Below are 25,650 nucleotides of genomic sequence, written 5' to 3'. Positions count from 1 at the left end.
GCACCTCCGTGTATTGGTGATTCCCAAAAGCACGATTTATGCCTACTCAATGCAAACAGTTAGTTACAGGTCGAGCTGAAGCTTGTGTGTAACGAAAGCTGACGCCTTGAATTGATATTGAGAGTTTCTTGAGCCCGCCAATGACTGCACCCATGAAAGAGTTGAGGTTCTGAGATATGGCAACTAACGACTCTCCCCTGTCCGTTGCAGCAGCGAGGGCTCTTGTATTGTCCCTGGATGGCGGCGGAGGCGGCAGCTCGGGTGGCACGAGCGCCCTTGCCTGGTCGGCATCAAGCGGCCTGGGTGATCAGAACGAGATCGTTTTAACGACTGATACTTATACGTTTTCCGCCCCGTCAAAGTCGGCCTGGCTTGGGTTTGGCGAAGGCTGGTTGTACAGCCAATCTGATGATACGCCGATGGCCCAATCTGTTAGTGTTAATGGCGAGACGATCACTTATGAATTTGGCGTCGGCAGCGAAAAGCGATTCGTTAAAACGGCTGGCGAGATAAAGGTTTTAGAATCAACGCTGATTCCGTCACTTGGCACAGATTTCAACGCCGGGTTCATTAACTGGGATAATGGCGCTGCTATCGCCGCTGGCGACGCTATCTTTATGTTTGCCCGGGTCAGATGTACGGATGGCGACGTGCCTAATGCATCTTTCCAATGGAAGCAGGAGCGCATCCGGGCGTACATCAACCTCAGCGGAGCTGGTCACAACTCAGCCTATATTGCCGAGACAACCCCGGCGGGCTCTGGATCTCGGATTGTGGAGTACGAGGGTAATGATGGGGCTGCGGCATCTCTATATACCAGCGTACCCAAACACGGCGATGGTTGGTTTAACCACGGGTGGCTCTGGAAGATCAACACCCCGGATCAGTCAGATGGCCTTATGGTTAAGGTCACGCAGAAGGAAGGAGACGCCGGCATTGTCATGGACTCTACCATGACAAATTCGGGTGGTGATGTTGGAACCGACACCGTCCGCAGCTCTGAGTCGGAGCGCCCTCGGTTTGCATCCATTCAGGATTATATTGGAAACAATGGCGACAACACCACAAATATTCTGCTTCAGAGAACCGACCAATACTGGCAACTCAACGGAACGCACTTCTTTTTGTCCGACAACTCTAACCCTGCCTCTGCTGGCCTGTTCTGGCCATTAAGAGTGGTTTCTGTGAGCGGGACCCAAACAGCAACGCTGAAGCTTTGGAAAGGCACGTTCGCCGATTATTCAGGAAAGGCAATCCTGGTGTATGACGAAGATATGAGCTTTATTGCGGGGGTCGATCTCTAATGGCATCGATTCTTGGCAAGCTCGCAATACAGGAGGGCGATTCCTACACAGCCGTCGCCGGAAGCAATAGGGCGGTTGTTGTTGCCGGTACGGGTGAATCCGCATTCTCAAGCCGTGAAATTGTCGGCATAACCTTTGGTGGTGTTGCAATGACTCGGGCAGCCTATACGGGCGACACCGAGACGGCCAAAGGCGGGGTTTACTACATACTGGAGTCGCAAATACCCGCAGGCTCAAGTGTTATAGCGGTTGATTGGGACGGGCAGGTCCACGATGCATTTACCGGGGCTGTCTACACTCTTGGCGGAATTGATCAGGCTACTCCCGTCAATAACTTCAATTCCGCTGTTGGCGTGAGCCTGTTCGACCTCGATATAACGTTTAACGGCGTTGATGGTGGTGTTCTAGTTGCTGGCGCAGGCTCCAACTCGCCGGCTGATACGCTGAACCAGTCGTCCACTATATCTGCCACAACAACGACAGTAACGGTTGACCACGCGCAAACTACAGCAGGGCATGAAGGCTCGGCGATTTCTGGCGTGTTGAGCGCGGCAGGATCGGAGACGCTTGGGCTGAGATATTCCAGCGAGACGGACCCCGTTGGCGCACTGGCCGTTTTTAATCCTGCTGCATCAGGGCCATCTGTTAGTGCCGCAGACGATATCACCAGCGAAGGCGATACGGCTGAATTCACCCTCGCAGACAATAGTGCCGCACCGGTTAGCGCCACACTCAATGGAACAGACGTTGGCACCCTGACGCTGGTCAGCGGATCAACCTACAGCTACACCGCTCCGCTGATTGCTGATGACGACACTGCGGACCTGGTTGTATCTGTGGACAGCACGACAGCCAGCACAGTCATTAGCTACGCCAACAGCTACCCCTATGAGCTGGTCACGCACGGGGAGCCTGACGCGAACTCAGCATTCTTCGATACTGCATTCGCCACAGATGGCCCGGTAGAGTGGGGCGTTGTAACTGACTTTGATTCCGGCGTGGTCGTCGTCGATTGGGCCGCCATGGACGCGGCGGAAGACGAACTCAACGACATTGCACTCCACAGCACCGAAGTTGCTGCTGGAGAGTCCACAGCAACCCTGAAGTATTTTGTGCCAGAGTCGGGCGCCACCGGAACGTTTCAGGCGACGGCGACCGTTGATGGCACGGACGAAACCGCCCCCACCATCTCAAGCGCCTCTGTACCAACGGCGGGCAATAACATTGCCGTACAGATGTCCGAATCCATGCAGGTTGGCGCAGGCGGATCTGGCGGCTGGACCATCAGCCTTGCAGGCGTCTCTGCCAGCTCTGCGTCGGTAGACGGCACAGACGACACGATTGTCAACCTGACGCCATCACGCACACTGACCGACGAAGACACGCTGACCATTGGCTACACGCAGCCCGGAGACGGCTTCCAGGATCAGGCGGCCACACCAAACGATCTGGCAACGCTCAGCGGGCAGGCGGTAACGAACAACAGCACCCAGCAGCCGCCCGATGTGACGGGGCCGGTTACCCAAAGCGTGGGCGTGCCAACTGCTGGCACTTACGCCACTGGCGACGACCTGAGCTTTACCGTCAATTGGGATGAGGCCGTTACGGTCACCGGCACTCCGGCGCTGAACCTTGATATAGGTGGGACGTCTCGCCAGGCCGACTACGTATCCGGTAGCGGCTCAAGCGCCCTGGTGTTCACCTACACAGTGCAGGCTGGTGACGAAGACGACAACGGCATTGCTGTATCCAGCCTCACACTGGAAGGCGGAACGCTACAGGATGTCTCAAGCAACAACGCCACACTGACGCTGAACAGCGTTGGCGATACCTCTGGCGTCCTTGTGGATGGCGTAGCGCCTGTTGTCTCCATCAACGCCCTGACGACCACAGACATCACTCCGGTGGTTAATGGCAGTGCAGGGGATGCCACAAGCCTCACCCTGGTAGTCAATAGCGTTACCTACAACCCAACCCCCTCCGGTGGTACATGGAGCCAGCAGCTTCCAGAACTGGCGCTCGATACCTACCCCATGACTCTGAACGGGCAGGATGCGGCGGGGAATGTGGCGGTTGAGGCTCAAGCGGTGCTGACTGTTGTTGATGAGATCGTGGCTGCTGGGAATGGTTTGTTCAGGCCGCTGTTCCGGGCGAACAAAAAATCTACTTTCAAAAATCTATTTAGGTGATTCCTCATGGCGATAACACTTTCTCCGGACACCACCGATACCGAGTTCCAGGAAAACGCGGAAGCCCGCCAGCGGTATCGCCACACTGAAACCGTAAACGCAGCTACTGGGGAGTGGGTCATTCTTCCAGCGAGCTTCGACGAACTTCTGGTGAGTGTTGAGCCAGCCTCCGGAACCGCCCGGGTGGAGTACACCCAAGGAAGTGTCTCTGAGGTAAATGATGGGACGGCGGACGCTAAGCCCTGGGATGACGGCGATGTATCCGCGTACGCCGCCAGCGCTATGTCGAATACTGTAACTGCGATCCGCTGTGTGGCAACCGCCAGCTGTCAGTTCACGGTGACGGCGTGACCCATATTGGTGCAGAACGGCGGGGCCCCTGGGCCTCTGGCCAGCCCGCGGGGCCGGAGCAACCACGCGGTTTTCGCGAAATTTTTGGCCCCACATTGAGCCTCACCAGTCGCCGGTTATAACCATTTACTAATCAATGAGTTGATTCTGTTCTGTCTGGTTATTAAAAGCAGCAGGTAACGAATAGTGGCCGGAGAAGTAAACAGCATTGCTGATGCTTACAACTGGTCGATCAGTCAGCTCGCCCGAGCCTTCGGGATGGATCGAAAGACGATCGCCCGGAGGATCGAAGACGCAGGGATAAGCCCGGCCGGAAAGAAGGGGGGGTATCCAACATACGCGTTGAAGGATGCGGCACCGGCGATCTACGCGGACCAGGTCTATTACGACCCTGACGAGGATCCGTCCAAGTATCCTCCCTCCGATCGAAAGGCCTGGTACCAGTCAGAGAACGAGCGGGTAAAGCTTGAGGTTCAGCTCAGGCAACTGATACCGGCCGATGAAGTCCACCTGGAAATGAGCAAGCTGGCCAAGGCCGTAACCACTACCCTGGACAGCTTGCCTGACATCCTCGAGAGAGATTGCGACCTGGACCCTGACAGAATTGAGCGGGTACAGAGCAGCATTGATGGATTGCGTGAAAAGCTCTATCTCCTGGTGATCGACGAGGACGACGACGAATGACCTCTCTGGCATCTGCAGCCCAGATAAAGCGGGAGGTTGCCAGGCTGATGAAGCCACCGAGGCGAATCAAGGTCAGCGACGCCGTGGCAGAGAACATGATGGTTGTGGATGGCGGCGGGAAGATCGACCGCTTTCGGAAGGACCTAACCCCGTACATGAACCGGCCGATGGACTGCCTGGCCAGTCGCATGTACGACGCGGTGGTATTTGTCGGCCCAGCCCGGTCAGGGAAAACCAACTGCCTGCTGGATGGGTGGGTTGCTTACGTAGTCAGCTGCGACCCTGGCGACATGCTGATAGTGCAGATCAGCGAGGATAAAGCGCGGGAGTACAGCAAAAAGCGTATCGATCGGATGCTTCGGAACTCTCCGAAGCTGGCGCCGATGATGAGCCCGCACGGCCATGACAACAACGTGCATGACAAGACGTTCAGGGCCGGCAACTATCTGGGCATCAAGTGGCCCACGGTGAACGTGCTGTCCAGTTCCGATTACCGGTTCGTCGCTCTGACGGACTATGACCGGCTGGATGAGGACCTGAACGGTGAAGGCGACCCGTTTAGCCTGGCCTCGAAACGAACGCAGACCTTCATGTCTTCCGGTATGACTCTGGTGGAGACTTCGCCGGGCTGGGAGATAACCGATCCGGACTACAAGCCGGACCCGAAACACCCACACATGGCGCCTCCTACCAAGGGGGCGCTTTCACTTTACAACCTCGGAACCCGGGAGCGCCTTTACTGGCAGTGCGACAGCTGCAGCGAGTGGTATCAGCCGATCATGGAGCACTTCAACATGGATGCGGCCCGGCCATTCTGCCCCCATTGCGGAACCCTGGTTGATACTGCGCGCAAGCGAGCACTCAACGGGAAATGTGAGTGGGTGCCGGAAGGTTGCGAATTAACACCTGGTGGCGAACTCGTCGGGACACCGCGGGAAAGCCGGATTGCCTCCTTTTGGATGGAGGGCCCGGCGGCCACGTTTCAGACCTGGGCCAGTCTGGCCCAAATGTTGCGCCAGGCCGAAGAGATCTATGAGCAGACCGGATCCCAGGAAACCCTGAAATCAAAGATCAATACGGACTGGGGTAGACCTTACCAGTACCGCAAGGCCGAGAACGTTCGGAGCCTTGAGGTTATTCAGCAACGTTCCGAGAACCTGGGAGATCGGGTGGTGCCCGAGGGTGCTCGCTGCCTGTTCGCCGCCGTGGACGTCCAGGCCGGCAAACGCCGGCGCTTCGTTATCCAGGTGGTGGGTTACGGCGAGCATGGTGAACGCTGGCTAGTTGACCGCTTCTCCCTGAGAAAGGCGGAACGGAAGGATGAGGACGGCGAGAAGGTTCGGATTGATCCGGCCGGCCACCCTGAAGACTGGGAGCTGCTAATCAATTTCGTGATCTCCCGCAAGTATCCGCTGGCGGATGAGAGCGGGCGAGAGATGCCGGTTCTGATGACGGCCATCGATACCGGCGGTGAGGCCGGCGTTACTGAAAACGCCTATCAGTTCTATCGGAAGTTGAAGCGCCAAGGGCTGCACCGCAAGACGATGCTGGTCAAAGGTGGCAGCACGATCAATTCGCCCCGGATGCGCGAGACCTTCCCCGACAGTACCGGCCGTAAAGATCGGCACGCCAGCAGCAAGGGTGATATCCCGCTGTACGTGCTGAACACCAATCTGATTAAGGACACCATTTCCAACCGCCTTGAGCGGGAAGAGCCAGGGCCGGGATACATCCACTTCCCGGAATGGCTGGGCGAATGGTTCTATGCCGAATTGACCTATGAGCAGCGGGACATGCAGGGCCGCTGGAAGAAGCCAGGCAAGGGCGACAACGAAGCATTTGACCTGTTCGGGTACATCGACTGCGCGGCCACCAAAAAAGGCTACGACAAGATCAACTGGCAATCACCGCCCCCTTGGGCGCGGATCTGGGATAGCAACAGCGAGATCCAGGCGGGTGGCGAACAGTCCGTTTCAAAATCAACAGTGCCGCCGGCTCAACGCCAGCGCAGGCGCTCCAGAATCAGGTTCCAATCCTAATGGCATTTACTCAAGACGACCTTGATGTGATCAACGAGGCGATCGCCACCGGTGAGCTGGAGGTTCAGTTCGCTGACGGTAAACGCGTCCGGTACCGCTCTGTTGAGCAGCTGATGAAATCAAAGCAGCACATCGAGAACGAGATATTCAAGGAATCCGGCAAGCCGCCTCGTCGCGGTGTGCGCGTAAACGTCTGCAAAGGGGTCTGATATGAGCAAGCCAAGGCTGCGCGTTCGTGCCGGAGAGACTCCCAACTACCGGGCGCAGGCATACGAAGGCGCAACCAGCGGCCGGCGAGCAGCTGGCTGGAATGCGCCGGCGACTGGTCCGAACCGGGCCTTGAACGGATCCCTTAACACGCTGCGAAATCGTTCGCTTCAGGGCGTCCGGAACAACCAATGGCTTGAGCGGGCAATCAGTCGCAACGTCGTCAACGAGGTTGGTACCGGCATCACGCCAATCTTTGAGTCCAGCGACGATGGGTTCAATGAGGCGCTGTCTCAGCTTTGGCTGCCATGGACAGGCCAGGCCTCCCCGGACGGCATTCTCGATTTTTACGGCCAGCTGTCTCAGGCGGTACGGTGCCGCAGAACCGAAGGGGAGGTGTTCATTCGGCTCAGGCCGCGCCCAGCTTCCTTCGGCATGACTGTGCCGATTCAGCTGCAGGTGATCGAGCCTCACCACGTACCGGAGACAGAGAACCGGACGCGCAGGAACGGCAACAAGATCATCGCTGGTATCGAGTTCAACAAGCGCGGCCAGCGTGTCGCCGTATGGATGTATCCGGAGCACCCGCAGGATTCCAACGGTGCCTCTTTCTCCACCGCCAAGCTGTTGCGGATCCCGGCCAACCAGGTTATTCACCATTACCTGCCGCTGCGGCCGGGACAGGTAAGGGGAGAGCCGGACATAGTTCAGGCCCTGCTTCGCGCCAAGACCTATGACAGCTATGAAGACAGCGAACTGGTTCGCAAGGAAACACGCGCACCGTTCACCGGCTGGCTGCAGAAGGAATACCAGGGCGATGCCGACTGGAAGTACGACCCGATCACCGGCGAGCCGATGGCAGAAGATGAACCGCTGCCAGAAATTAGCGCCCAGCCCGGCACGATCCTGACCGGTGCGGCTGGTGAGAAGCTGACCCTGTTCGATGGTGACAACACCGGCTCTGGCTACACCGACTTCCAGGAGCAGCAGAAGTTGGCCATCGCCGCCGGCGCCAAGTCTCTCTATGAACTGGTCACCGGCGACTGGTCAAAGATCAACGACCGGACCTATCGCGCCATGATCACAGAGTACAGGCGTGAAATCGAAATGGCCCAGGACCACCTGACCATTCACCAGATATGCGAGCGGGCCGGATTCTGGTTCACCGATGCCGCGGTGCTGACCGGCAAGGTTCGCGCTCCTGGCTATGCAGATCGGTACGACGACTACAACAGGCGGGACTGGCGCACCCAGCGCTGGCCGCACATCCACCCAACCCAAGACGCACAGGCCGCAGTCCTCGAACTCAACAACGACCTCGAAAGCCTCGACGCCCTGGTCGCCAAACGCGGTTACCGGGCTGTTGATGTTCAGCAGGCCAACGTCAACGCGAAAAAACGCAAAGCCGACATGCTCCAGAAAGCGGAGCTCACCGAAGAGGAATAAACCATGAAGTGGTTCACCGCACAGGCTTCCGGAGACCGGACGGCCAAGCTGAGTATTGACCGCGCCATTGGTTCGGACTGGGCTCCGGACTGGATTGCAGACTTTACCGGCGAGAAGCCGGCCCGAGAATTCATCGAGGCGGTAGACGCCCTGGGCGAGCTCGATCGGATTGATCTTGAGATCAATAGCCCTGGTGGCGATGTCGCTTCCGGCGTACGGATCATGAACTACCTGATTGATCATCCAGCTGAAGTTCACGTGAAGGTCACCGGCATGGCGGCCAGCATCGCCACGGTGATCATGCTGGCGGGCGACACCCGCACCATGGGCGTCGGTACGAGCATCATGACGCACCGCGCCTCAACCCTGATGATCGGCTACTACAACAAGAAGGAACTTGAAGAGCACGCGGCCGGTATTTCCGCGATCGACGACGCCATTGTGTCAGCTTACGTTGCCCGCACCGGCAAGAGTGCCGATGAAATCAACGGGCTGCTGGACAAGGGCGACCAGTACATGGGGGCGGAAGAAGCCATTGAATGGGGCTTCGCCACAGACAAGGACGCCAAGCTGAAGGCTGTCGCCAGTGCAGATCCCGCCACATACCAGATGCAGATCAAGATGCAGGGCGAGGTCCGATCTGCCCAGCAAGAGGCCGAAGGCGCCAAGGCCCAGATCGAGATCAAGAACAAAGCGATCGAGGATCTGACCGCGGAGCTGGAAGCCTTCAAGAATCCGATTGCGGCAACCGCCGATGAAGTCATTGCCAAGTGTGAGGCAGCCGGCTTCGAGTCCATGGCTGTCGCGATGGCGAAAGAGAAGCTTCCTCTGGCGGCCGTTGAGTCCCGGCTCAAGATGGCCGGCGAAATCAAGGACATTGCCAAGGCCTCTGGAATCGACGAGGCGGTAATGCTCAAGAGCCTCAGCAACCCAACCCAGATGATCCGCGATGCGATTGCCGAAGCAAAAGCACTTGGCGATCAGGATCTGGATCATCACCACACGCCCGGCCCGGGCAATCAGAAACAGCCTGACGCAAGAAAGGCTTATTCCCAGCTGAACAACCAAGCGTAACCCTGGAGGTTAACCATGAAAACTGAAACTACCCGTGCCGGTGAATTTCTGGTCTCAGAAGCTAACGGCAAGCGTTCCCGCGAAACCATCACCGTAACCGGTGGCCCATATGTGGCCGGCCAGGTGCTTGGCAAAATCACCGCTTCTGGCAAGTACACCGCTTATGCCTCTGGCGCTAGCAATGGCACCCAGACAGCAGCTGGAGTTCTTTACGCAGCCGCTGACGGTTCATCTGCAGACGTAACCGCCGTTGGCGTTGTTCGTGATGCAGAGATTGACGAGGCGCTGCTCACCGGTGACGACGCAGACGCAATCACTGATCTTGCCGCCATCGGCATCATCGCCCGCTAATCAGCCTGAAACGCTGAACCAAACCTGAGATCAGGAGAAATAACATGGCTTCACTGGATATTTTCAACGACGACGCATTCAGCCTTTCGAGTCTGACTGCGGCCATCAACGAAACCCCGTATGTGCCGGGGCGCCTGGGCGCTTTGGGCCTGTTCAACAACGAGGGTATCAACACCACTCACCTTAGCATTGAGAAAGACGGCGCGACCCTGGCGCTGGTGCCTGCTGCTGACCGCGGAGCTCCTGGGCTTCAGGTTTCCGGCGACAAGCGCACCCTGATTCCCTTCAACACCCTGCACCTGCCGCAAGAGTCCACTATCATGGCAGACGAGATCCAAGGACTTCGCGCCTTCGGCTCCGAGTCTGAGGTGGAAGCGGTAGCCAACTACGTTGCTAAGCGCCAGGCAAAACATCGCCGTCAGCTGGATGCCACCATGGAGCACCTGAAGATCGGTGCGCTCAAGGGCATCATCATGGACTCGGACGGAACCACGCCCTTGGTGAATACTTTCACCGCCTTCGGAATCACGCAAACCACGCAGGATCTGGTTCTTGGCACAGCCGGAACCAAGGTCAGAACGAAGTGCCTCGAAATTCTCGACAAGATCGAAGATCAGCTCGGTGGCGTCTCGTTCACGTCGGTTCGCGGCGTGCTTGGCCGCACAAAGTTTAAGCAATTCGTTGACCATCCGGACGTGAAAGACGCTTACCAGCGCTGGATGGATGGGGCGGCACTTCGTGACGATGTGCGCGGCGGCTTCGAGTTCGGCGGCATTATTTGGGAGCAATATCGCGGCCAAGTGGGCAGCGTGAAGTTCGTAGGCGACACCGATGGCTACGTGTTCCCTGAAGGCGTGCCCGATCTCTTCATTGGCCGGTTTGCGCCTGCCAACTACATGGAGACCGTCGGCACCAACGGCCTGCCGTACTACACCAAGATCGAGCCTCTCTCGATGAACAAGGGCGTAAAGGCCGAGTCTCAATCCAACCCGCTGTTCCTTTGCACTAGGCCGAATGCTGTTGTGAAGGTGTAACAGCCTGCAAACCCAAGCGGCCCCATCCGGGGCCGTTTCAGTTTGTGGAGATTGACCTATGAGCGACAAGACTTTCAAGCGATCGGCTAAACGGATACTGGCCCGGCTGGGTGAGGCTTGCACGGTGACGCAGCACAACGGCGGCGCCGTCATTGAAGAATGCCTGGTGCACATCTCCCGCGATGTGGAGGTGGTTTCCCCTGGGAACTCGGAGACCACGGAATTGCGCAATGAAGCCGAAATGCTCGTGGAGCAGGTCGGTGATCTGAAAAAGCGCGACGTGATCGAAACCAGCACCGAGCAGTGGACAGTTGCAAAGAAGATTGCCAATGACGGCTACACCATTCGAGTGATAGTGAGTGACTGATGGCACAAGCATACGCGCGTATTGACCCGAAGGGCCTGAACGATGTGCTGAACTTGTTGCAAGCCTACCGGGCTGGCGGACAAAAGGCCTTGCAGCGATCAGTCAATCATGGCGCAAAGCAGGGCCGGAAAATCTCCGTAGATGAGATGTCGAAAAAATCGGCCCTCAAAAAGAAGGACCTCCGCGCTGCGACCAGTCTCTACTTCGCGAGCCTCAGCACCCTGACCGCAAAGCTAGTTATCAAGGGTGGCTCGGTTTCACTGATGAAATACGGCGCCCGGCAGACCAAGAAAGGGGTGACATTCAGGCTCTGGAAGGATGGAAAGCGCGAGAGATACCGGCACGCCTTCATCACAAGGCTGAGCGGATCGCCCTCCGAGGACGTTTATGAGCGGAACATATCGGATCCCAATTATGACGGCCGAACGCCGTTGAGGACGAAGCGGGGACCGGCTGTTCCGAATATCTACGACAAAACTCCTGGACTGGCCAGAAAGGCTGAGAACCAGGCTGGTGAAGAGATGCTGAAAGAGCTGGCCCGCCAAATTGACCTGCTGAACCGAGGGGTTTAATGGATACCATCCGCGAGAAAGTCGTTAAGGCGATCGTTGCCAGAGCAGAAACTATTGTTCCCGGAACGCCGGTCCTCCGAAGCGAGCAATATGACGACGATGATGTCTTTGTCTGCGTCTGGGATCTCGAACAAGAGAGCGAAAAGACCAAGTACGGCAGTCAGATGAACACGCTTCAGGTCGTCATTGAGTACCTGACAAACAGCGCTGTGAAGCCATATTCATCCGCTGCCAATGAGATGTACGGCCAGCTGGTCACGGCCATCGCCAACGATATCAGCAGCGGCGAACCTGATCCGACCCTTGGCGGCCTAGCAACGAGCATCGGCGAGACTTCCTCATTGTCCCTTACCCCTGAGCCAGGCCTGAAGGTTACAGGCTGCTCTGTGACTTTTGAGGTCATGTACGAAACGAAGAACGGCGACCCGTTCACCCAATAGCCATCAACCAACGCAGAGCAAGCCCGCCACTGAGCGGGCTTTTTTGTGCCCGAACCATTCGTAAACCGCCCGATATGGGCATCAGCACCCCGGAGAGAAAACCATGGCAAACGCTGAAAATGCAAAGATCCAATACGAGGGCGGTCAGAACCAGTCACCTTTGAGTGCGCTGACTGACTCTGGCGATGCAACTACCTTTGAATCAGGCGCGGCCCTTTGGTCTCGTCGTACCGGTTTTGAGCCGGTGATTCGCCCTGATGGCCTGATTACGGGCGGTGTGGTTACACCCGCTGCGTCAGGTGACGACAACGTGGTCGACGTGTCAGCCGGTACCGCATACGTGGGCGGACAGCTCGTGGCCTTCTCGGCCGCAACGGACGTAACCTGTTCTCGCGCCGTTTCCAGCAACACCCACATCGTCCACTCGATCACTGTAGACAGCTCTGGAACAATCGCTGCAGCGGCCGGTACCGGTTCAACCTCATTTAGCGAGACTCGTGCCGCAGCTGGCGGCCCCGCCTTGATCGCAGTGACCAAGATCGAGATCGGCCAGGTGCGTCTTGCTGGTACCACGGCAGCCCCTGTCACTGCCGCTGATATCAAGCAGGTGGTTGGTGTTCACCAGGAGCGGTATGACTTCCCGATCTGGGAAGTGGATTACCGTAACGGCAACGTTGTGTTCAACTCAGCTCTGCCGCTGATTCACACCGCCACCGTACCGAAGAAAGTTTTCGCCTCCTACGCCGAGCCGATCTTTGCAGATGTTCCTCGAGGCACCGACTACGTGCCGGCGGAGACTTCTCACAGCACCAGCTCCACGCAGATCTACGGCAGCACTATCGGTTCAACCAGCTCCACGTTGAACCAGGGCAGCTTCACCGCATTCCTGAATGACGGTATCAGTGACAGCCTTGTGCGCCTGAAAAACGAGTTCCTGTGGTTCAAGTTCTTCCCCAACAAGTTCCAGAGCAACTACCGGCTGGATCAGGGCAAGCTTGGCATCGCTCGAACTTTCCCTGCTGGTGACGAGATTCAGGCATCCTGCACCATCTCTCCCGAGTCTGATGGTTCGGACGTGGCCGCGTAATGGCTGGCTTCGACCTGAAGGCCTTCCAGAAGGCTCAGTTCGCCCCGCGTGAGATGGAGCTCACGCTGGAGGCTCTGAAGGAGGCGGGCTTCGGCGACGGTGTTGTGAAAATACGCAGCCTGACTGCGGCCGAGCTGGCGGAGGCAGAGGAGGAAAGCGATCGCAGCAAGGTGCTCATGGGTGTTGCCGAAAAGCTGGCAGGCACTTCCAGGGAGAAACTGGAAGGGTTGCTGGACGGCCTCGGCGTCGGTAGCAACCAGGTGCCTCAGGCGCTGGCAAGAAAGATGTGCCACGTACGATACGGCATGGTTGAGCCGGAAATGGGGCTTGATGATGTGACAAAGCTTGCCGAGGCGTTTCCAATCGAGTTCGGCCAGGTCGCCCGGGCAATCTATTCGCTCACCGGAAAAGGGCAGGTCGCCCAGGTAAAGCAAAAGCCCTCTGGAAAGAAAGCCACATCCAAGCAAGCCTAGCCCTTGCAGACAGAAAAGGCCGCTACCTCTACGAGACGCGGCCTGATGTATTTCCGGAGGGCTATCTCACTGAGACAGAAATGAGCTTGTGGGGCATGTGGTACAGGCAAAAATAACCCCTTTTTCCGGGGAGGTCTGCGTAAAAGGCCTATGCTACCCTAAACTAGGTAGATCACACGGAGGTAGCCATGCGCCTAATTCTCATCCTGCTCACCGCATTTTCATTCCCTGCTTTCGCCGAGGTCTATAAATGGACGGACGCCCAGGGAAATGTTCACTTCGGCACCCAGCCCCCGCCTGGCCAACAGGAAGAGGTCAAGATTCGGGCTAGTTCTGCAAGTTCAAATGAACCGGCCCCCGAGTCCGATATTATCAGGCAGGCACGGGAGCTCGAGGAGAGGAAGCTGCGGGAGTCCGAAAAAAGAATGGAGAAGGCCCGACAGAAATACGTGGATACGCTGGCTGATCTCCAGGATGACGAAGAGCAGCGCCCGAACTATGTCTGCACAGGCATAAACAATCGAATAAAGCTGCTCTACGAGGATATGGAAGAGTTGAAGCGCCAAGGCTACACGATCAGTGAAAGGACGAGTCTTGAAAGAGACATAAAGCGCGAGGAAATGCACCGGGACAATTTGTGCCGGTAGACAGATAAACAAACGAATCCCACAGAACCCTGCTCCGGCAGGGTTTTTTTATGCCCGGAGGAAACGTGGCCGATACCACAAAAACCGTTGAGATCATTTTCGGTGGTGTAGATAAGACGGGCTCAACGATTACCTCCGTTGGCCGCAATCTGGACTCTCTGGTCAACAAGGCTGGAGATATCACCGGGCCTATGGCGAGCGTTACCGACAGCATTATCAAGCTGGATGCCGCTCTGGTTGCTGTAGGTGTCGCCGCTCTGGCCTTCGCCACCAAGGAAGCGGTGACTTTCGAGGCCGCGCTGATCGATCTGCAGAAGGTACTCGACGAGAGCGAGGGCAGCGCCAGCGACTACTCAGACCAATTCAGCGATCTCTCATCACGATTTGGCGTGAGCGCCGACGCCATCATTCAAAGCACGGCTGATTTCCGGCAGGCAGGCTTCAATATCAGCGATTCCCTGACGCTGGTTGAGCAATCATTGCTGGCCGTGAATGCGGCGGACCTGACCACACAGCAGTCCAGCGAACTTCTCATCGGTACGTTGGCGGGCTTCCAGGCTCCCGCCTCGAGGGCGGCCAGTCTTCTGGACGTGCTGAACGGTGTTTCGAACAAAGCAGGCGCCTCAGTTCAGCAGCTGGGCGACGGCTTCCGCATTCTGGCCCCGGTGGCCAACACCCTCGGGCTTTCTTTTGAAGAGACGGCGGCCCTGCTGACGCCGGTCGTGGAAGTCACACGATCGGGAACAGAGTCGGCCAACGCCCTCAAGACGGCGATCAGCAACCTGATCAAACCCACCAAGGAACGCAAAGAGCTACTTGAAGACGAGCTGGGCATTCAGCTTGAGATCGATGGCCAGCGCCGTGATACCAAGGATGTTCTGTATGACCTGATTGCTGCTACGCAGGACCTGGACAACAACGAGAAGCAACGCGTTGCCACGGTTATCGCTGGAGCGGAGCAGATGAGCCGCTTTATTGCGGTGCTGAATGGGGCGGAGCGTTCCGAGGAAATACTACAGATTGCGTTGAACTCCAGTGGCTCGGCGCTTGAGGAATTCGAGGTTAAGACACAGTCCGCAGAGTTTGCGCTGAAGCAACTGCGGTCAGCCTTCACAACAGCCGCCGCAACAGCCGGGCTCGAATATATCGACCAAACCAAGGCGGTGACGCAGGCCACCAGTAGCCTCGTTGACTCCTTCCGCGAGGCCATCCAGGGCGACAACGCAGACGTTCTCTTTGAGGCTCTGCGCAATGGCTTGGACAGCTTTGCGCAGCAGGTCGACACCATTGCTAAGAACTTGCCGGAAGCCTTCGAGGGTCTTGAGTTCACAGACTTGCTGGCAGCATTCGATGATCTCGGTAGTGAGCTGGGAGACCTGTTTGGCGCTGTATTTGGCGATGTCGACCTGAGCACCGTTGAAGGGTTGCGGGACGCAATGCAGCAGGTCGTTGATGCCTTCACGGCACTTACCAATGTGTCAGCAGGCATCGCCAACGGGCTTGAGCCGCTATTTATAGCCATTGGCACCGGCATCGAGAAATTCCAGTCCCTGGACGAGGAAACTAAGAAGTCCGCCGGCGAAATCCTTGGCCTGGCTAAAACGATCAATACAGTGCTCCCGGCGATCGGAGGCCTGGCTGGCGGGCTTGAGTCCATTGGTACAGGCCTCACTGCGCTGGCGGGTGCTCAGGGCTTCAAGGCTCTGATCGGCAACTTGGGAAGCATCAAGGCTATTGCCACATCGACAGCTGGGAAGGGCGGGCTGATTGGCCTCGCCTTGACCGGTGGTGTTGGCCTGGGCTCATTCATCAATGAGATTTTCGAGGAAGAATTGGACGGCCTCGGCCAAAGGCTTTTTGAGTACTTCAACGCGGACGAGCTGAGAGAGATCGCACAGGCATTCGCACCACTGGCCGGCGAGGCGAAGAAGCTCGGCGAGGAAACCGAAGAGCTCCGTCAGATAAGCGGGCGCTATGACGAGATGAACCAAGCCCTGGGGCAAACCATGGGCTACACCACTGAAATCACGGAAGAGCAGCGGGCGGAGTTTAACCGGTATGCAGCCCAGCTCGTCGAGAACTCCAAGAAAACGGAAGAGTTTAGCGGTTCTCAGCGGGGCATAACCGACGCAGTGGAAGAGCTGAGCCGCAGTATTGAGGCCAGCGGTGGCGCGCTGGGCAATGTTTCGAAGACAACCGAAGAGCTGGCGAAGAATAACAAGTCGCTGCAGCTTGGATACGACGAGACAAGCGGCAAGATCAACAGCTTTTCCGGGACCATCGTCAACAGCAACAAGGCGCTGGAAGATGCTGCGAAGAAAACCGAGGAAGTCGTAAAGCAAACCGAGGCTTACCAGATCAAGCTTCTGGAGCTCAACAGTAACGAGTTTATTAAGCAGATCGAGGCCAAGGTTTCCCTGGACATCGCCGAGGTCGAGGCTGGTGCAGACAGGGTAGAGGCGATTGCACAAACGATCAGTGACACGTTCTCCAATACCGGATCCGTTATTTCCGACCTTTTCGGCGGATTCGATGACGCCAGCCGTTCAACCCAGATCGAGATAGCCAGTCAGATCCGCAAAGAGCAAGAGTTCAGGCAGCAGGCACTTGACGATCAGAGCGCCCTTACCAAGGCCGAGATTGAGTTCATCAGGGAAAAAACCCGCCAGCTGGCCCGTGGGGATGCGTTGATCAAGGTTGATGGGGCTGGACTTCAGCCGCACCTCGAAGCCTTCATGTTTGAGATTTTGAGAGAACTCCAGGTTCGCGTGAATGCGGACGGTGAAGAAATGCTGCTGGGGCTTAACTGATGAATGTGTTCATAAGCGCACCGATTTTCGATCTGGATGGAACCGTGTCTCTCACAAAAGTTTCCCCCGATGGTTTGGCCGGATTTGAGCGCCGAAACAATCGTATCGCCACTTTGGATGGTGGCGCGGCAATTCCCGACTTCGGTTATTCGGAATCCGATAGGACGTTTGATATCCGCTGGAGGGCTCGCAGTAAAGCGGCCGTCGAGACGGTCAGGCGCCTGGCCAAGAGTTACCCGCGCCTAATCGTTTCCACCGAAGAAGGCTGTTATCTCGGCGCACCCGGCCCGTTCAATCTAAGCAACGGCGAAGCGCAATTCCAGTTCCTGGTTGAAAAGAGGCTTGATCAATGAAGATTCGCGTATCGCTCGGACAAACACTGGCGCAGGCCGTGCTGGCGGACATGGTGACCGGATCTGGATCCGACCCAAAAATAGAGCTATACACCGGGGCTATGCCTGCGAGCCTGGGCAATACCATCACAGATACGCTGCTGGCAACCTTTACGCTGAGCTCCACAGTGGGCACTGAGTCAAACGGTGTGATCACTTTCAGCGGGTGGACCGATGAGGATTCCGCTCCCGCTGGTGGCGCCGTGGGCTGGGCGAGACTGCTTAACAAAAGCGGCACAGAAATCATGTACCTGTCGGCCGGCGGATCGGGCAGCGGAGCGTCCGTTATCGTGAGTCCACTGACGGTTGTTTCTGGTGAGCCAGTCAACCTTACCTCTGGCGTGATCCGGATGCCCGTCTGATGGCTAAGTACGCGGATCTCGCCTCAGCCACCACAGATGGAATAGTTCACCATTGGCCGATGGACGAGGCCAGCGGCACTGGGGTTGCCGACGTGGTTGACGGATGGAATGCCGAGTGCTTTGGAGATAGCTTCTCGGGCCCGGAGCTCAGCCCTGCAGAATATGATGCCACGGTGGTGGCCACCCCCGGAGGTCTCGGCCGAGACATGGCTGTGAACTGGAACGGGACATCTGGCGATCTTGAGAAGATCGCCACATTGCGACTGCCTCAGTCAGAGCTATTACCAGCATTTTCAGCCATTACTGTCAGAATCCGCTACTTTCACACCTCGTTGGTCGAGGACGTTAATTCGTCTCACTCGATGAGCCTTTTCCAGCTTGGCCAGGTCAACAATTACGGGATTCTGATCAGCGTCGAGAGTGGCCAGGTATTCTTTGCAGCAGGCGACCTTAATAGTGGTTCCGATGTCATTCCGGATCCTTTTGAGGTTGGCGAATGGCACGACGTAGTGGTTGCGGGGGACGTGAACGGCACCGGGCTCTACGTCAACGGGAGTCTGATTTACTCACTTCCCGGGGCCAGCAGTTTCCTGATTTATAACACGGCCAGCTACACAGCTAGATCGTTCTTCGGGGCCAGCCCAGATGGTGAATACTATTTGCTTGGCACGACTGTGGACGGGATCTTCCAGGATGCTTCGATCTGGGATCGCAAACTGACCGAGCAAGAGATTACCGATTTAAACACTGCTGGAATCTCCGAGCCTCTTGTAACCGATACCTCCCCAATCACTTACGATGCGGCTATAAATGCCACTCTGCCCATCCAGGCGGAGTTCAGCGTTTACGTAAATCCCGTCGTCGCCGCGCTAGATGCTGTCTTCCCAATCCGCTTACAGGCTGCAGCATTTCAGGATTGGGTTTCAAAGATCCCGCCTATCCAGCTCCAGGAGGTTTACCGGCTCGTTATAACCGGTGCTCCTGCCGGCCTGGACGACCTCTACATCGGCGGCATCTCCAGTTGGCAGGCAACAAACCAAGCGGGCGGGCGATCATCCTATGTTCAAGCCGTTATACCCGCCGCAGATCAGTATCTGGACGATATTTCGGCACGCCAGAAGGGCGAACTTGTCATCCAGAAGGGCTACCGGTTTGCCGATGGTCAGGTCCAATACGACGAGATCATGAGATCTGGCTTTGATTCCCTTAGGCCGGACAGGGGGCAGAGGGCGCTTACCATTACTGTGTCGGGGTACATGAAGAACAAGCCCACGTCTACGGGGACGCGGGCGCTAACCGGAATCCGCAGTATCAGCACCAGCAATGGCCAGCGGCGGGTTCGCTGCAATATCGACCTGTTCCTGCAGCCGGGGATGACAGTCACTGCGCTGGACGAAACATTCACCGCTGATTACATCAACTACTACGTGAATGATACGGACAAGTTCTGCGAAGTGAGTGAGCGTTAATGTCTAAGGGTGAGATTGTCAGCCACCTCGGCGAGGGCCTATATCGAGTCAGGCAGAAATTGGCCGTTGATCGAATCAACGAGAGTATTGCCAAACTCAATGAGCGCATTGCTGAGCTGGCGGTTAAGATCCCAACCGAAAAGCTCGCGTTGTTACAGGCGCAAACCGCTGTGCAGGATAAGGCGCGTGAAATCGATTTGCTCATTGATGACCTGCAGGCCGGAGAGGAAGGCGCCCGGGAGCAAATAACCAAGCTCCAAACAGAATTGATACAGCTGCAAGCAGACGTTCGGATATCCGAACTGAAGGTTTCGGAGCTGATTGCAGAGAATCTTTCAGCTTTGAAGCGCCGGGGCCAGCTTGAGGCCGTACCCGAAGGCAGAGAGATCGAAGCCTGGTGCACGGATTACACGCTTGATCTGGCCGGCAATGTGGGGCTGGTGGACATTAACGACGAGGGCGGCCAGGGCGTTGTCATCCAGCCCGGATACGGGGGCGAAGGCGCTTATGATGCCTTTCGGGATGGAGCTCTATTCCCGAATCTGGGCCAGTCCGGCGCTCAGATCTATTTCAACGCAGCCGTTTTGCCAGGTGTCCAGAAGTGGATGCCCCGCTACCGTGTCGGTCAGATAACCCGCCTTCAGGTTGATCTTTGCGATGTAACGCTGGATAGCGCGAAGTCCAGTGCGCAGGATTTGCCAATCAATCAAACTGAGATTCTTTCCGGCGTCCCAATCGTGTACATGGACTGCAATGGCTCGGCTTTTACCGAAGGTGACCGCGTTGTTGTGCGGTTTACCGACAATGGCCCGTTGGTCATTGGGTTTGAGTCAGATCCGGTTCCGTGCTCTTTGTTTGGGTTCGTGTTCGAGCCGGCAAAATGGGAGGCTGGGCCCGCTCCCACCTATCAAGCACCAAAGAAGACGTATGGCGAGCCATTCGAGGATATGAATGGTCAAATCAATTCGCCGCTTGGAACCGAAGATGGCTCCAACAGCGCATGGACCGCCACGCCAGACTCGGGCGATCTGGTTGTTCAGCGCGGCAATGCCAGGAGCTACGGAAACAAAAACTGGTTCAATACTGAAAAGCTTGTTCTATCTTGGGACGGCCCGCCTGGTAGAGCGCACCGCCTTGACCAAATAGATGTTAGCTTCAATGGATTCTTGGCGGCATGGAAAGCTGGCCCCAATGTTTACCATGACCTCGAGGTAATTCTTGACCTGTCGGAACAGATTGAAGCGGGGGCATTTGTCAACGTCCATGGCGCCTCCATATACGAAGACGTAGGTGGCCAGCGGTGGCTCGTGGTGGTGGCGTCCGACGAATCCTACGCAACTGGCCAGACCTTTAAGGTTTTTCGGATAACGGTAGATGCCTTACTTCAACCGTTCGGGCTCCTACAGTTCATGCACGAAACCACGCTTTTGACAGGGATGGCTCCGCAGAGCCATTTCTATTTTTCTGAAGATGGAACCAAGGCTGTTTGCACGATTGTTGGCGATCTGGAAGATGACGAAAACCTGCACATCGACTTGGTCCGGTATGACATCAACTCCGGATTTTCGCTAGAGCAACTATGGACCAGGGCGGAGCCTGTTGGGTCACGAACAACCGTTGACACCTATGTCGTCGATAGCGATCCGCCATCTCCTGCGTCCGTGATAAAGACGGGAACAGTGGATGTTTCCCAGCAAGTCGTCTCGCATGACGTGCCAATATACTGTGACTACGTCGGGGATCGAGAAGTCATTGCTTATGAGCGCCGGTCTGGCAGTGTGACCTCTATTGATTCCGATTGGATTGATATCGAGGGGCCTGGGTTTGACACAACAGGAACCAGGGTTACAAGCGTACAAAGAGACTCGGCTTTCGAGATCATCACCAGCGATGCGGTTACATTGTTCAGCGAAAGCGAGCCCGCCTTCATCAATACCGACCTGCACATGAGAACTCTCAGGGGCGGTGCCGGGGATAGTGTATCCGTCACCAACTCGGAGTCGGAGAAGCGGGGGGGAATCGACTGGGGCGAGAATCTACTGGCCATCGATGTCCGCTTTGGATTTTGCGCTGTCGTGGTGGGCGGGTTTACCTACAGCCTGAATGAGAGCATTGATGACACATACACTGCTCAGGATGCGAACGGCGGATACCTGACCGCTTCTGGAAGCATTGATTCTGAGCCCATGAGAGAGAAAGTAGAGATCTGGCGAAATGGGGAGCGCATAAAAGAGATCGAGGCCCTTACGCTGCCGTCAGGTATTACGCATAAAAGTTACGGAGTAGACATCGCGTCTCAGGTGGGCATTACTGGGTCCAACACGAATACCACTATTGATGTTCTCCCCCAGATGCCCCTGGAGGTTGGCAGTAAGTTTTTGATGACCGCAGCGTCATACACTACCGGCCCACATTCAATATCCGGTATCGCCATGAACTATCCGGTCGCGTTTGATCAGCGGAGCCTTGTCACATTCAATGAGGTTAGCGGCTACGATGACCCTGTTGAGGAGATACTGGAACGCACTGAAGCTAGTGGATATCTTCTCTGTTCTGTTGGCCTTATCTAAACAGGGGCTACTGGGCTGCCAGCCTTCTGAACTTCTTGATCACCTTATCCCAGGCCCGTCGCATCTTCTCGTCTCGGTACTCCACGATCTCCGATAGCTGCACAACACCCAGGTTTTGGTTGACCTGCTTCAGGCCTCCGTTCCAGCACACGCGAATATCGCAGCCGCCAGCATAGATTCGAATTTCCGCTTCAGCGTCTGGGGCAATGGCTTCCTCCAGTTCGCGGAGCATGTCAGTGGTGATTCTCATGGTGATTATTCTTGGCTGATTTATAGATCTGGACAGGTACTGTATACGGATTTATTTTGCCAATCTATTGCCAAAATTTTGCCAAGGGGATATCAGGAAGGGCTGCAAGTAGTTGATTAAATGGTAGGACCAGGCAGATTTGAACTGCCGACCTCTGCCATGTCAAGGCAGCGCTCTAACCAACTGAGCTATGGTCCTATGTCCTGCAACGGGGTGGAAATATACTGATTCCGATGGGCGTGGTCAACCTCTTTCAGGCGGTTTTCTGCTTTCTGGCCCAGCCTTTTATGGCCTTGCTGAGCACTCCCCACCGATTGATCAGCAGTGCGAGGAATATCAGGCCGCAACCGGCGAGTTGTGTGGTGGACATGGATTCGCTGAACCAGCCTGCAGCGAACAGTGCGACCCATACCGGCTCCAACACAAGGATTACAACTCCGTGGCTGTGGGTGGCCAGGCTTTGGGCATAGGTCTGCAGCAGGAAGCGGCCTGCCGTGCCTACCACGGCACTGGCAATCACCCAGCCGGCGAGAATGCCGGAGAAGTTCTCGAGAGTCGGTGTCCAGGGTTCCAGCAGCACTGACTCGGTCAAGGTGACGGTGCCTACGGTGAGCAGCGCAATGGTCGTGAGGGGCAGGGCGGGGACGCGGTGTTTTTCCACGGACTCTCCCCGGCGGTTGATCACCGTGCGCTGGTTGGCCGCGCGGGTGTTAAGGGTGAAATACAGCGCAAAGATAAACGCAGCCACCACGAAGAAAACCTGACCGATTTCGGGCCGGAATCCATTTTTGAGCGACAGCAGCGCGAGCCCGCCCACCGCGACCGGAATTGCAAACCAGGTGCTCAAAGGCTGTGCCTCCTGGAAGATCACCCGGGCAATCACTGGCACGATGACCACGCCAAGGCTGGTCAGGAAGGCACCTTCACCTATGTGGGTGACGTGAAACAGCCCCATCACCCAGAAGCTCATGGCCACTCCGAACACCAGCCCCACGCCAGCACTGCGCTTGAATTGGTCCAGGCTTAGTCGTTTCAGCGAAGGCCAGGCTATGACCGCCAGTACCGAACCGGCCAACAGGAACCGAAGGGCCATGAACATCAGCGGCGGCATCAGTAATACGGCTTCCTTGGAAAATATCCAGCTAATGGCTGCCATCAGGGTGACAACCACCAGTAACAGGTCGGATTTATGAGTGTTCGAGAGGGGCATTCAAGACCGCCATAGAGTGGATAGGCTTTAGAGCGACAGCGGCGGAGTTTATCACGGGCAGGTAAGAATGGCTCTTCCATGAGCCGGTTGGTGCTCCTTCAGACGGTTGGGTCCATCTTGGTATTTTTAGTTGTTGAGTGTGTTGTAGACCAGTGTCGACATATCGGTCTGGTCCGAACCGGGTACTTCAACATATCGGTCACCGGAACCCCACCACTGCCACCAGGCGCGCTTGTTGTAGGTGCGGCTGGCGAAATCGACACGCAGTCCATTGAGGGTTGTGTCATTCACTACGGGGACGGAAATGTTGCCGGTTTCCGAGCCCAGAACGCCGCTGTGGGAAGCACCCTCGTTCATCAGGATCGGAAAGTGATTGTAGTACAGGTCCGACGGCCCGTTCTGGCTGGACACCTTGCCCGCCAGGCTCAGGTTCGAGCTACAGGAGTCGATACCGTTGCTGGTGGTGGCGCCACAGGCCGAGTGGGTTGGTACCACGCCATCATCGGTGCCGGCAATGAACGGCTTGGTGATGCCGCCGTAGGAGGAGCCGCCGGCCACAAACCGCAGGCGCGGAATATTATTGGGACTGACGGCGAGGTTGCGTGCCGTGTTGGTTTGCAGGTCATTGACCACGCCAAGGCTGCCTGGCTCAGGGGTGATGCCGGTGAAGGCACGTACCGCCTGTTTGAGCGGCCAGTTGTACCAGCTGTCGTTGTAGGCAACATTGAGGGCCAGATCGGCCAGTTCTGTACCGCCGCCGGCACCGGAGTAGTCGATCGCAGCGAGTATTTTCAGCGGCTGCAGTCCGTCGGCCTGAAGCCAGCGTGCCTGGTTTTCCAGAAGATATCGGGTAACCAGGTCACCGGTGGAATGGGAAACCACAATGCAGAAATCGTTGCATAGCCCCTGCTGGCTGATGTCACGTAGCTGCTGATAGGCCTGCTGGGCGATGTTGCCCTCCACACGGCCATCGCTGCCCCAATCTACACGGGCGTCGGAACGGGACAGCCAGAAGGTACGCCAGTAGTCCTCGCCAGCACTTTTTACCTCATTAAGGTTGGCAGGTGGATTGGCCAGGTCTTCCTGCTGGAAGCCGTGAACCAGGATCACGTTGTGGCCCGCAAGCTGGGCGTGGGCGGTGCCGGCGAACAAGCCGCCGGCGATGGCCACCGCAAGGGCGGTCTTACAGGCACTTCTCTTTCTTGTTTTCATAAAGGCTCCGTCTTTGTTTTATTGTTGTATCAGAACTTGTCTGCCAGCCTTTGCAGCAGCGCAGCACGTTGCTCTGATTCGGGGTCACCTGCCGGGCTGTCGGTCAATCCGTCCAGGTCCGGTGGCGAAAACGAGTAGCCATCATCAGGGCCATAGCCATAGTCGGTGCGGTCTCCGGGCGAGGCCGGCAGGCGCCGGATCTGCAGGTTGCGCAGTTCCAGGTTACCGCTAATCTCACGATGGGCGAGCACCGAGCCATGGGCTTTGAGCTCCAGGGTGTCGGTGGTTCCGTCGAGTCGCTTCTCCGCCTGCAGCTGCGCGAGTGCGCGGCCGTTGTGGTAGAGCTGGGCAGAGAGGGCATAGAAGCCGGGGTCTTTGGCGTCGAAATGAACCGGTATGATCAGGTCGTTGTTGGTCACCTTTGGGTCGCCCAGGCCGTCAAACTCTCCCAGGTCGGGCTCAATGGTCAGGGTTGAAACGTGGCGTACGGGTTTGCCATCAATGGTTGCCTCAACGATCAACCGATATTCGCCAGGCTCTGCGTCGGCCTCAATGATGCCTTCATAGTAGGGGGCACCGGCCTCGTTCTGGAGTGTAGTACTGGCAATCGCCTGGCGAGACTCGGGGGACTCCAGGGTCGCGTCCAGGCTTGGCCCTACCACCTGGGAGCCAGTAATGCTCGCTGCCACAAGAACGTCTTCTTCCTGTACGAAGCGGTATTTCTCAAGCGTGACGGTAAATTGTCCGCCCCCGTCCAGCGGCAGCTCCACAGGGTCGAAACGGTTGCCGGCGTAGGCCTTGGCCTGGTCGTCAGAGATTGGAATGGAGTACGTCGGGTAGCGGATGTTCTGGCTGTATTGGGCTGCAGCACTGGCCAACATGAAGCCGATCGCATTCTCAGAGGGTTCCTGCTTTTCCGTGGTCGGCGATTCGGCCGGCCCGGGCTTGGAGCGGGTGGTGTCTGTTCCGGAAGGGGGCGGGCTCCTACCTTCGCTCTCACCGGTTATCCAGGAGAACCGGACTGTATTGTCGGCCGACAGTAGATATCCCAGGCCGACGGCACCGGACACAACGAACGTTAGGGCCAAGAGCAACCGCAGTGGCATCTTT

General features: G+C 56.9%; 25 protein-coding genes and 1 tRNA gene. 21 read left to right on the top strand and 5 right to left on the bottom strand.

All coding sequences use genetic code 11. The features are described from left to right. Positions 1-176: 176 nt before the first annotated feature. The 21 genes from B3M52_RS10705 to B3M52_RS10605 all read left to right on the top strand — a co-directional run bounded on the left by B3M52_RS10705 (position 177) and on the right by B3M52_RS10605 (position 21,868). Entirely contained in the window at positions 177-1,304 is a 1,128-nt protein-coding gene (locus B3M52_RS10705) for a hypothetical protein (protein WP_286749538.1), read from the top strand. Beyond that, positions 1,304-3,493, top strand: a complete 2,190-nt coding sequence (locus B3M52_RS10700) for a hypothetical protein (RefSeq protein ID WP_286749537.1) — start codon at positions 1,304-1,306, stop codon at positions 3,491-3,493. Before B3M52_RS10705 ends, B3M52_RS10700 begins: the two co-directional genes overlap by 1 nt. A gap of 6 nt (positions 3,494-3,499) precedes the next feature. Beyond that, positions 3,500-3,844: a hypothetical protein gene (locus tag B3M52_RS10695; RefSeq protein ID WP_286749535.1), complete on the top strand. Its 345-nt coding sequence runs from the start codon at positions 3,500-3,502 to the stop codon at positions 3,842-3,844. A gap of 186 nt (positions 3,845-4,030) precedes the next feature. After that, positions 4,031-4,528 (top strand): DUF1441 family protein, encoded by a 498-nt coding sequence (locus B3M52_RS10690; RefSeq protein ID WP_278366880.1) that lies wholly within the window; start codon positions 4,031-4,033, stop codon positions 4,526-4,528. Beyond that, the gene (locus B3M52_RS10685; protein ID WP_278366879.1) at positions 4,525-6,567 is read left to right on the top strand and encodes a phage terminase large subunit family protein; all 2,043 of its coding nucleotides are present in this window, start codon (positions 4,525-4,527) and stop codon (positions 6,565-6,567) included. Before B3M52_RS10690 ends, B3M52_RS10685 begins: the two co-directional genes overlap by 4 nt. Continuing rightward, positions 6,567-6,776, top strand: coding sequence for a phage head-tail joining protein (locus tag B3M52_RS10680; RefSeq protein ID WP_278366878.1), 210 nt, complete (start codon positions 6,567-6,569; stop codon positions 6,774-6,776). The genes B3M52_RS10685 and B3M52_RS10680 overlap by 1 nt, the downstream gene beginning before the upstream one ends. A 1-nt stretch (position 6,777) precedes the next feature. Further along, positions 6,778-8,220 carry a phage portal protein gene (locus B3M52_RS10675; RefSeq protein WP_278366877.1) on the top strand — a complete coding sequence of 481 codons (1,443 nt, stop codon included), beginning with the start codon at positions 6,778-6,780 and terminating at the stop codon, positions 8,218-8,220. A 3-nt stretch (positions 8,221-8,223) separates the two neighbouring features. Continuing rightward, positions 8,224-9,294 (top strand): head maturation protease, ClpP-related, encoded by a 1,071-nt coding sequence (locus tag B3M52_RS10670; protein ID WP_278366876.1) that lies wholly within the window; start codon positions 8,224-8,226, stop codon positions 9,292-9,294. Positions 9,295-9,309: 15 nt separating this feature from the next. Further along, positions 9,310-9,645 (top strand): head decoration protein, encoded by a 336-nt coding sequence (locus B3M52_RS10665; RefSeq protein ID WP_278366875.1) that lies wholly within the window; start codon positions 9,310-9,312, stop codon positions 9,643-9,645. A 44-nt stretch (positions 9,646-9,689) separates the two neighbouring features. Continuing rightward, a complete protein-coding gene (locus B3M52_RS10660; RefSeq protein WP_278366874.1) occupies positions 9,690-10,679 on the top strand; it encodes a major capsid protein in 990 nt (329 codons plus the stop codon). Between the two features lie 58 nt (positions 10,680-10,737). Further along, on the top strand, positions 10,738-11,046 hold the full coding sequence (locus tag B3M52_RS10655) for a hypothetical protein (protein ID WP_278366873.1): 309 nt from the start codon (positions 10,738-10,740) through the stop codon (positions 11,044-11,046). Continuing rightward, positions 11,046-11,618 carry a phage tail protein gene (locus B3M52_RS10650; RefSeq protein ID WP_278366872.1) on the top strand — a complete coding sequence of 191 codons (573 nt, stop codon included), beginning with the start codon at positions 11,046-11,048 and terminating at the stop codon, positions 11,616-11,618. The genes B3M52_RS10655 and B3M52_RS10650 overlap by 1 nt, the downstream gene beginning before the upstream one ends. After that, positions 11,618-12,058 (top strand): hypothetical protein, encoded by a 441-nt coding sequence (locus tag B3M52_RS10645; RefSeq protein WP_278366871.1) that lies wholly within the window; start codon positions 11,618-11,620, stop codon positions 12,056-12,058. The genes B3M52_RS10650 and B3M52_RS10645 overlap by 1 nt, the downstream gene beginning before the upstream one ends. 103 nt (positions 12,059-12,161) lie before the next feature. Further along, on the top strand, positions 12,162-13,145 hold the full coding sequence (locus B3M52_RS10640) for a hypothetical protein (protein WP_075196145.1): 984 nt from the start codon (positions 12,162-12,164) through the stop codon (positions 13,143-13,145). After that, a complete protein-coding gene (locus tag B3M52_RS10635; protein WP_075196144.1) occupies positions 13,145-13,618 on the top strand; it encodes a hypothetical protein in 474 nt (157 codons plus the stop codon). The genes B3M52_RS10640 and B3M52_RS10635 overlap by 1 nt, the downstream gene beginning before the upstream one ends. A 188-nt stretch (positions 13,619-13,806) precedes the next feature. Beyond that, the gene (locus B3M52_RS10630; protein ID WP_075196143.1) at positions 13,807-14,265 is read left to right on the top strand and encodes a DUF4124 domain-containing protein; all 459 of its coding nucleotides are present in this window, start codon (positions 13,807-13,809) and stop codon (positions 14,263-14,265) included. A gap of 65 nt (positions 14,266-14,330) precedes the next feature. Then, positions 14,331-17,075, top strand: a complete 2,745-nt coding sequence (locus tag B3M52_RS10625; RefSeq protein ID WP_286749531.1) for a phage tail tape measure protein — start codon at positions 14,331-14,333, stop codon at positions 17,073-17,075. Continuing rightward, on the top strand, positions 17,075-17,428 hold the full coding sequence (locus B3M52_RS10620; RefSeq protein WP_075196141.1) for a hypothetical protein: 354 nt from the start codon (positions 17,075-17,077) through the stop codon (positions 17,426-17,428). Before B3M52_RS10625 ends, B3M52_RS10620 begins: the two co-directional genes overlap by 1 nt. Continuing rightward, positions 17,425-17,829 (top strand): hypothetical protein, encoded by a 405-nt coding sequence (locus B3M52_RS10615; RefSeq protein WP_075196140.1) that lies wholly within the window; start codon positions 17,425-17,427, stop codon positions 17,827-17,829. The genes B3M52_RS10620 and B3M52_RS10615 overlap by 4 nt, the downstream gene beginning before the upstream one ends. Beyond that, positions 17,829-19,298 carry a LamG domain-containing protein gene (locus B3M52_RS10610; RefSeq protein ID WP_075196139.1) on the top strand — a complete coding sequence of 490 codons (1,470 nt, stop codon included), beginning with the start codon at positions 17,829-17,831 and terminating at the stop codon, positions 19,296-19,298. Before B3M52_RS10615 ends, B3M52_RS10610 begins: the two co-directional genes overlap by 1 nt. After that, entirely contained in the window at positions 19,298-21,868 is a 2,571-nt protein-coding gene (locus tag B3M52_RS10605) for a hypothetical protein (protein ID WP_075196138.1), read from the top strand. Before B3M52_RS10610 ends, B3M52_RS10605 begins: the two co-directional genes overlap by 1 nt. Positions 21,869-21,875: 7 nt before the next feature. Here the strand turns inward: B3M52_RS10605 and B3M52_RS10600 are convergent, their stop codons facing one another. The 5 genes from B3M52_RS10600 to B3M52_RS10580 all read right to left on the bottom strand — a co-directional run bounded on the left by B3M52_RS10600 (position 21,876) and on the right by B3M52_RS10580 (position 25,646). Next, on the bottom strand, positions 21,876-22,118 hold the full coding sequence (locus tag B3M52_RS10600) for a hypothetical protein (RefSeq protein ID WP_075196137.1): 243 nt from the start codon (positions 22,116-22,118) through the stop codon (positions 21,876-21,878). Between the two features lie 121 nt (positions 22,119-22,239). Then, positions 22,240-22,316, bottom strand: a tRNA-Val gene (locus tag B3M52_RS10595). 55 nt (positions 22,317-22,371) lie between these two features. Continuing rightward, entirely contained in the window at positions 22,372-23,328 is a 957-nt protein-coding gene (locus B3M52_RS10590) for a DMT family transporter (RefSeq protein ID WP_075196136.1), read from the bottom strand. 126 nt (positions 23,329-23,454) lie between these two features. Continuing rightward, positions 23,455-24,540: a hypothetical protein gene (locus B3M52_RS10585; RefSeq protein ID WP_036205381.1), complete on the bottom strand. Its 1,086-nt coding sequence runs from the start codon at positions 24,538-24,540 to the stop codon at positions 23,455-23,457. Between the two features lie 29 nt (positions 24,541-24,569). Next, the gene (locus B3M52_RS10580; protein WP_075196135.1) at positions 24,570-25,646 is read right to left on the bottom strand and encodes a hypothetical protein; all 1,077 of its coding nucleotides are present in this window, start codon (positions 25,644-25,646) and stop codon (positions 24,570-24,572) included. Between the last annotated feature and the right edge of the window lie 4 nt (positions 25,647-25,650).

This window comes from Marinobacter sp. UBA2688 (assembly GCF_002352785.1).
GTDB classification, from domain to species: domain Bacteria; phylum Pseudomonadota; class Gammaproteobacteria; order Pseudomonadales; family Oleiphilaceae; genus Marinobacter; species Marinobacter salarius.
Note: the sequence above shows the minus strand (reverse complement) of the source record. Positions and strands in the feature narration are given on the sequence as shown.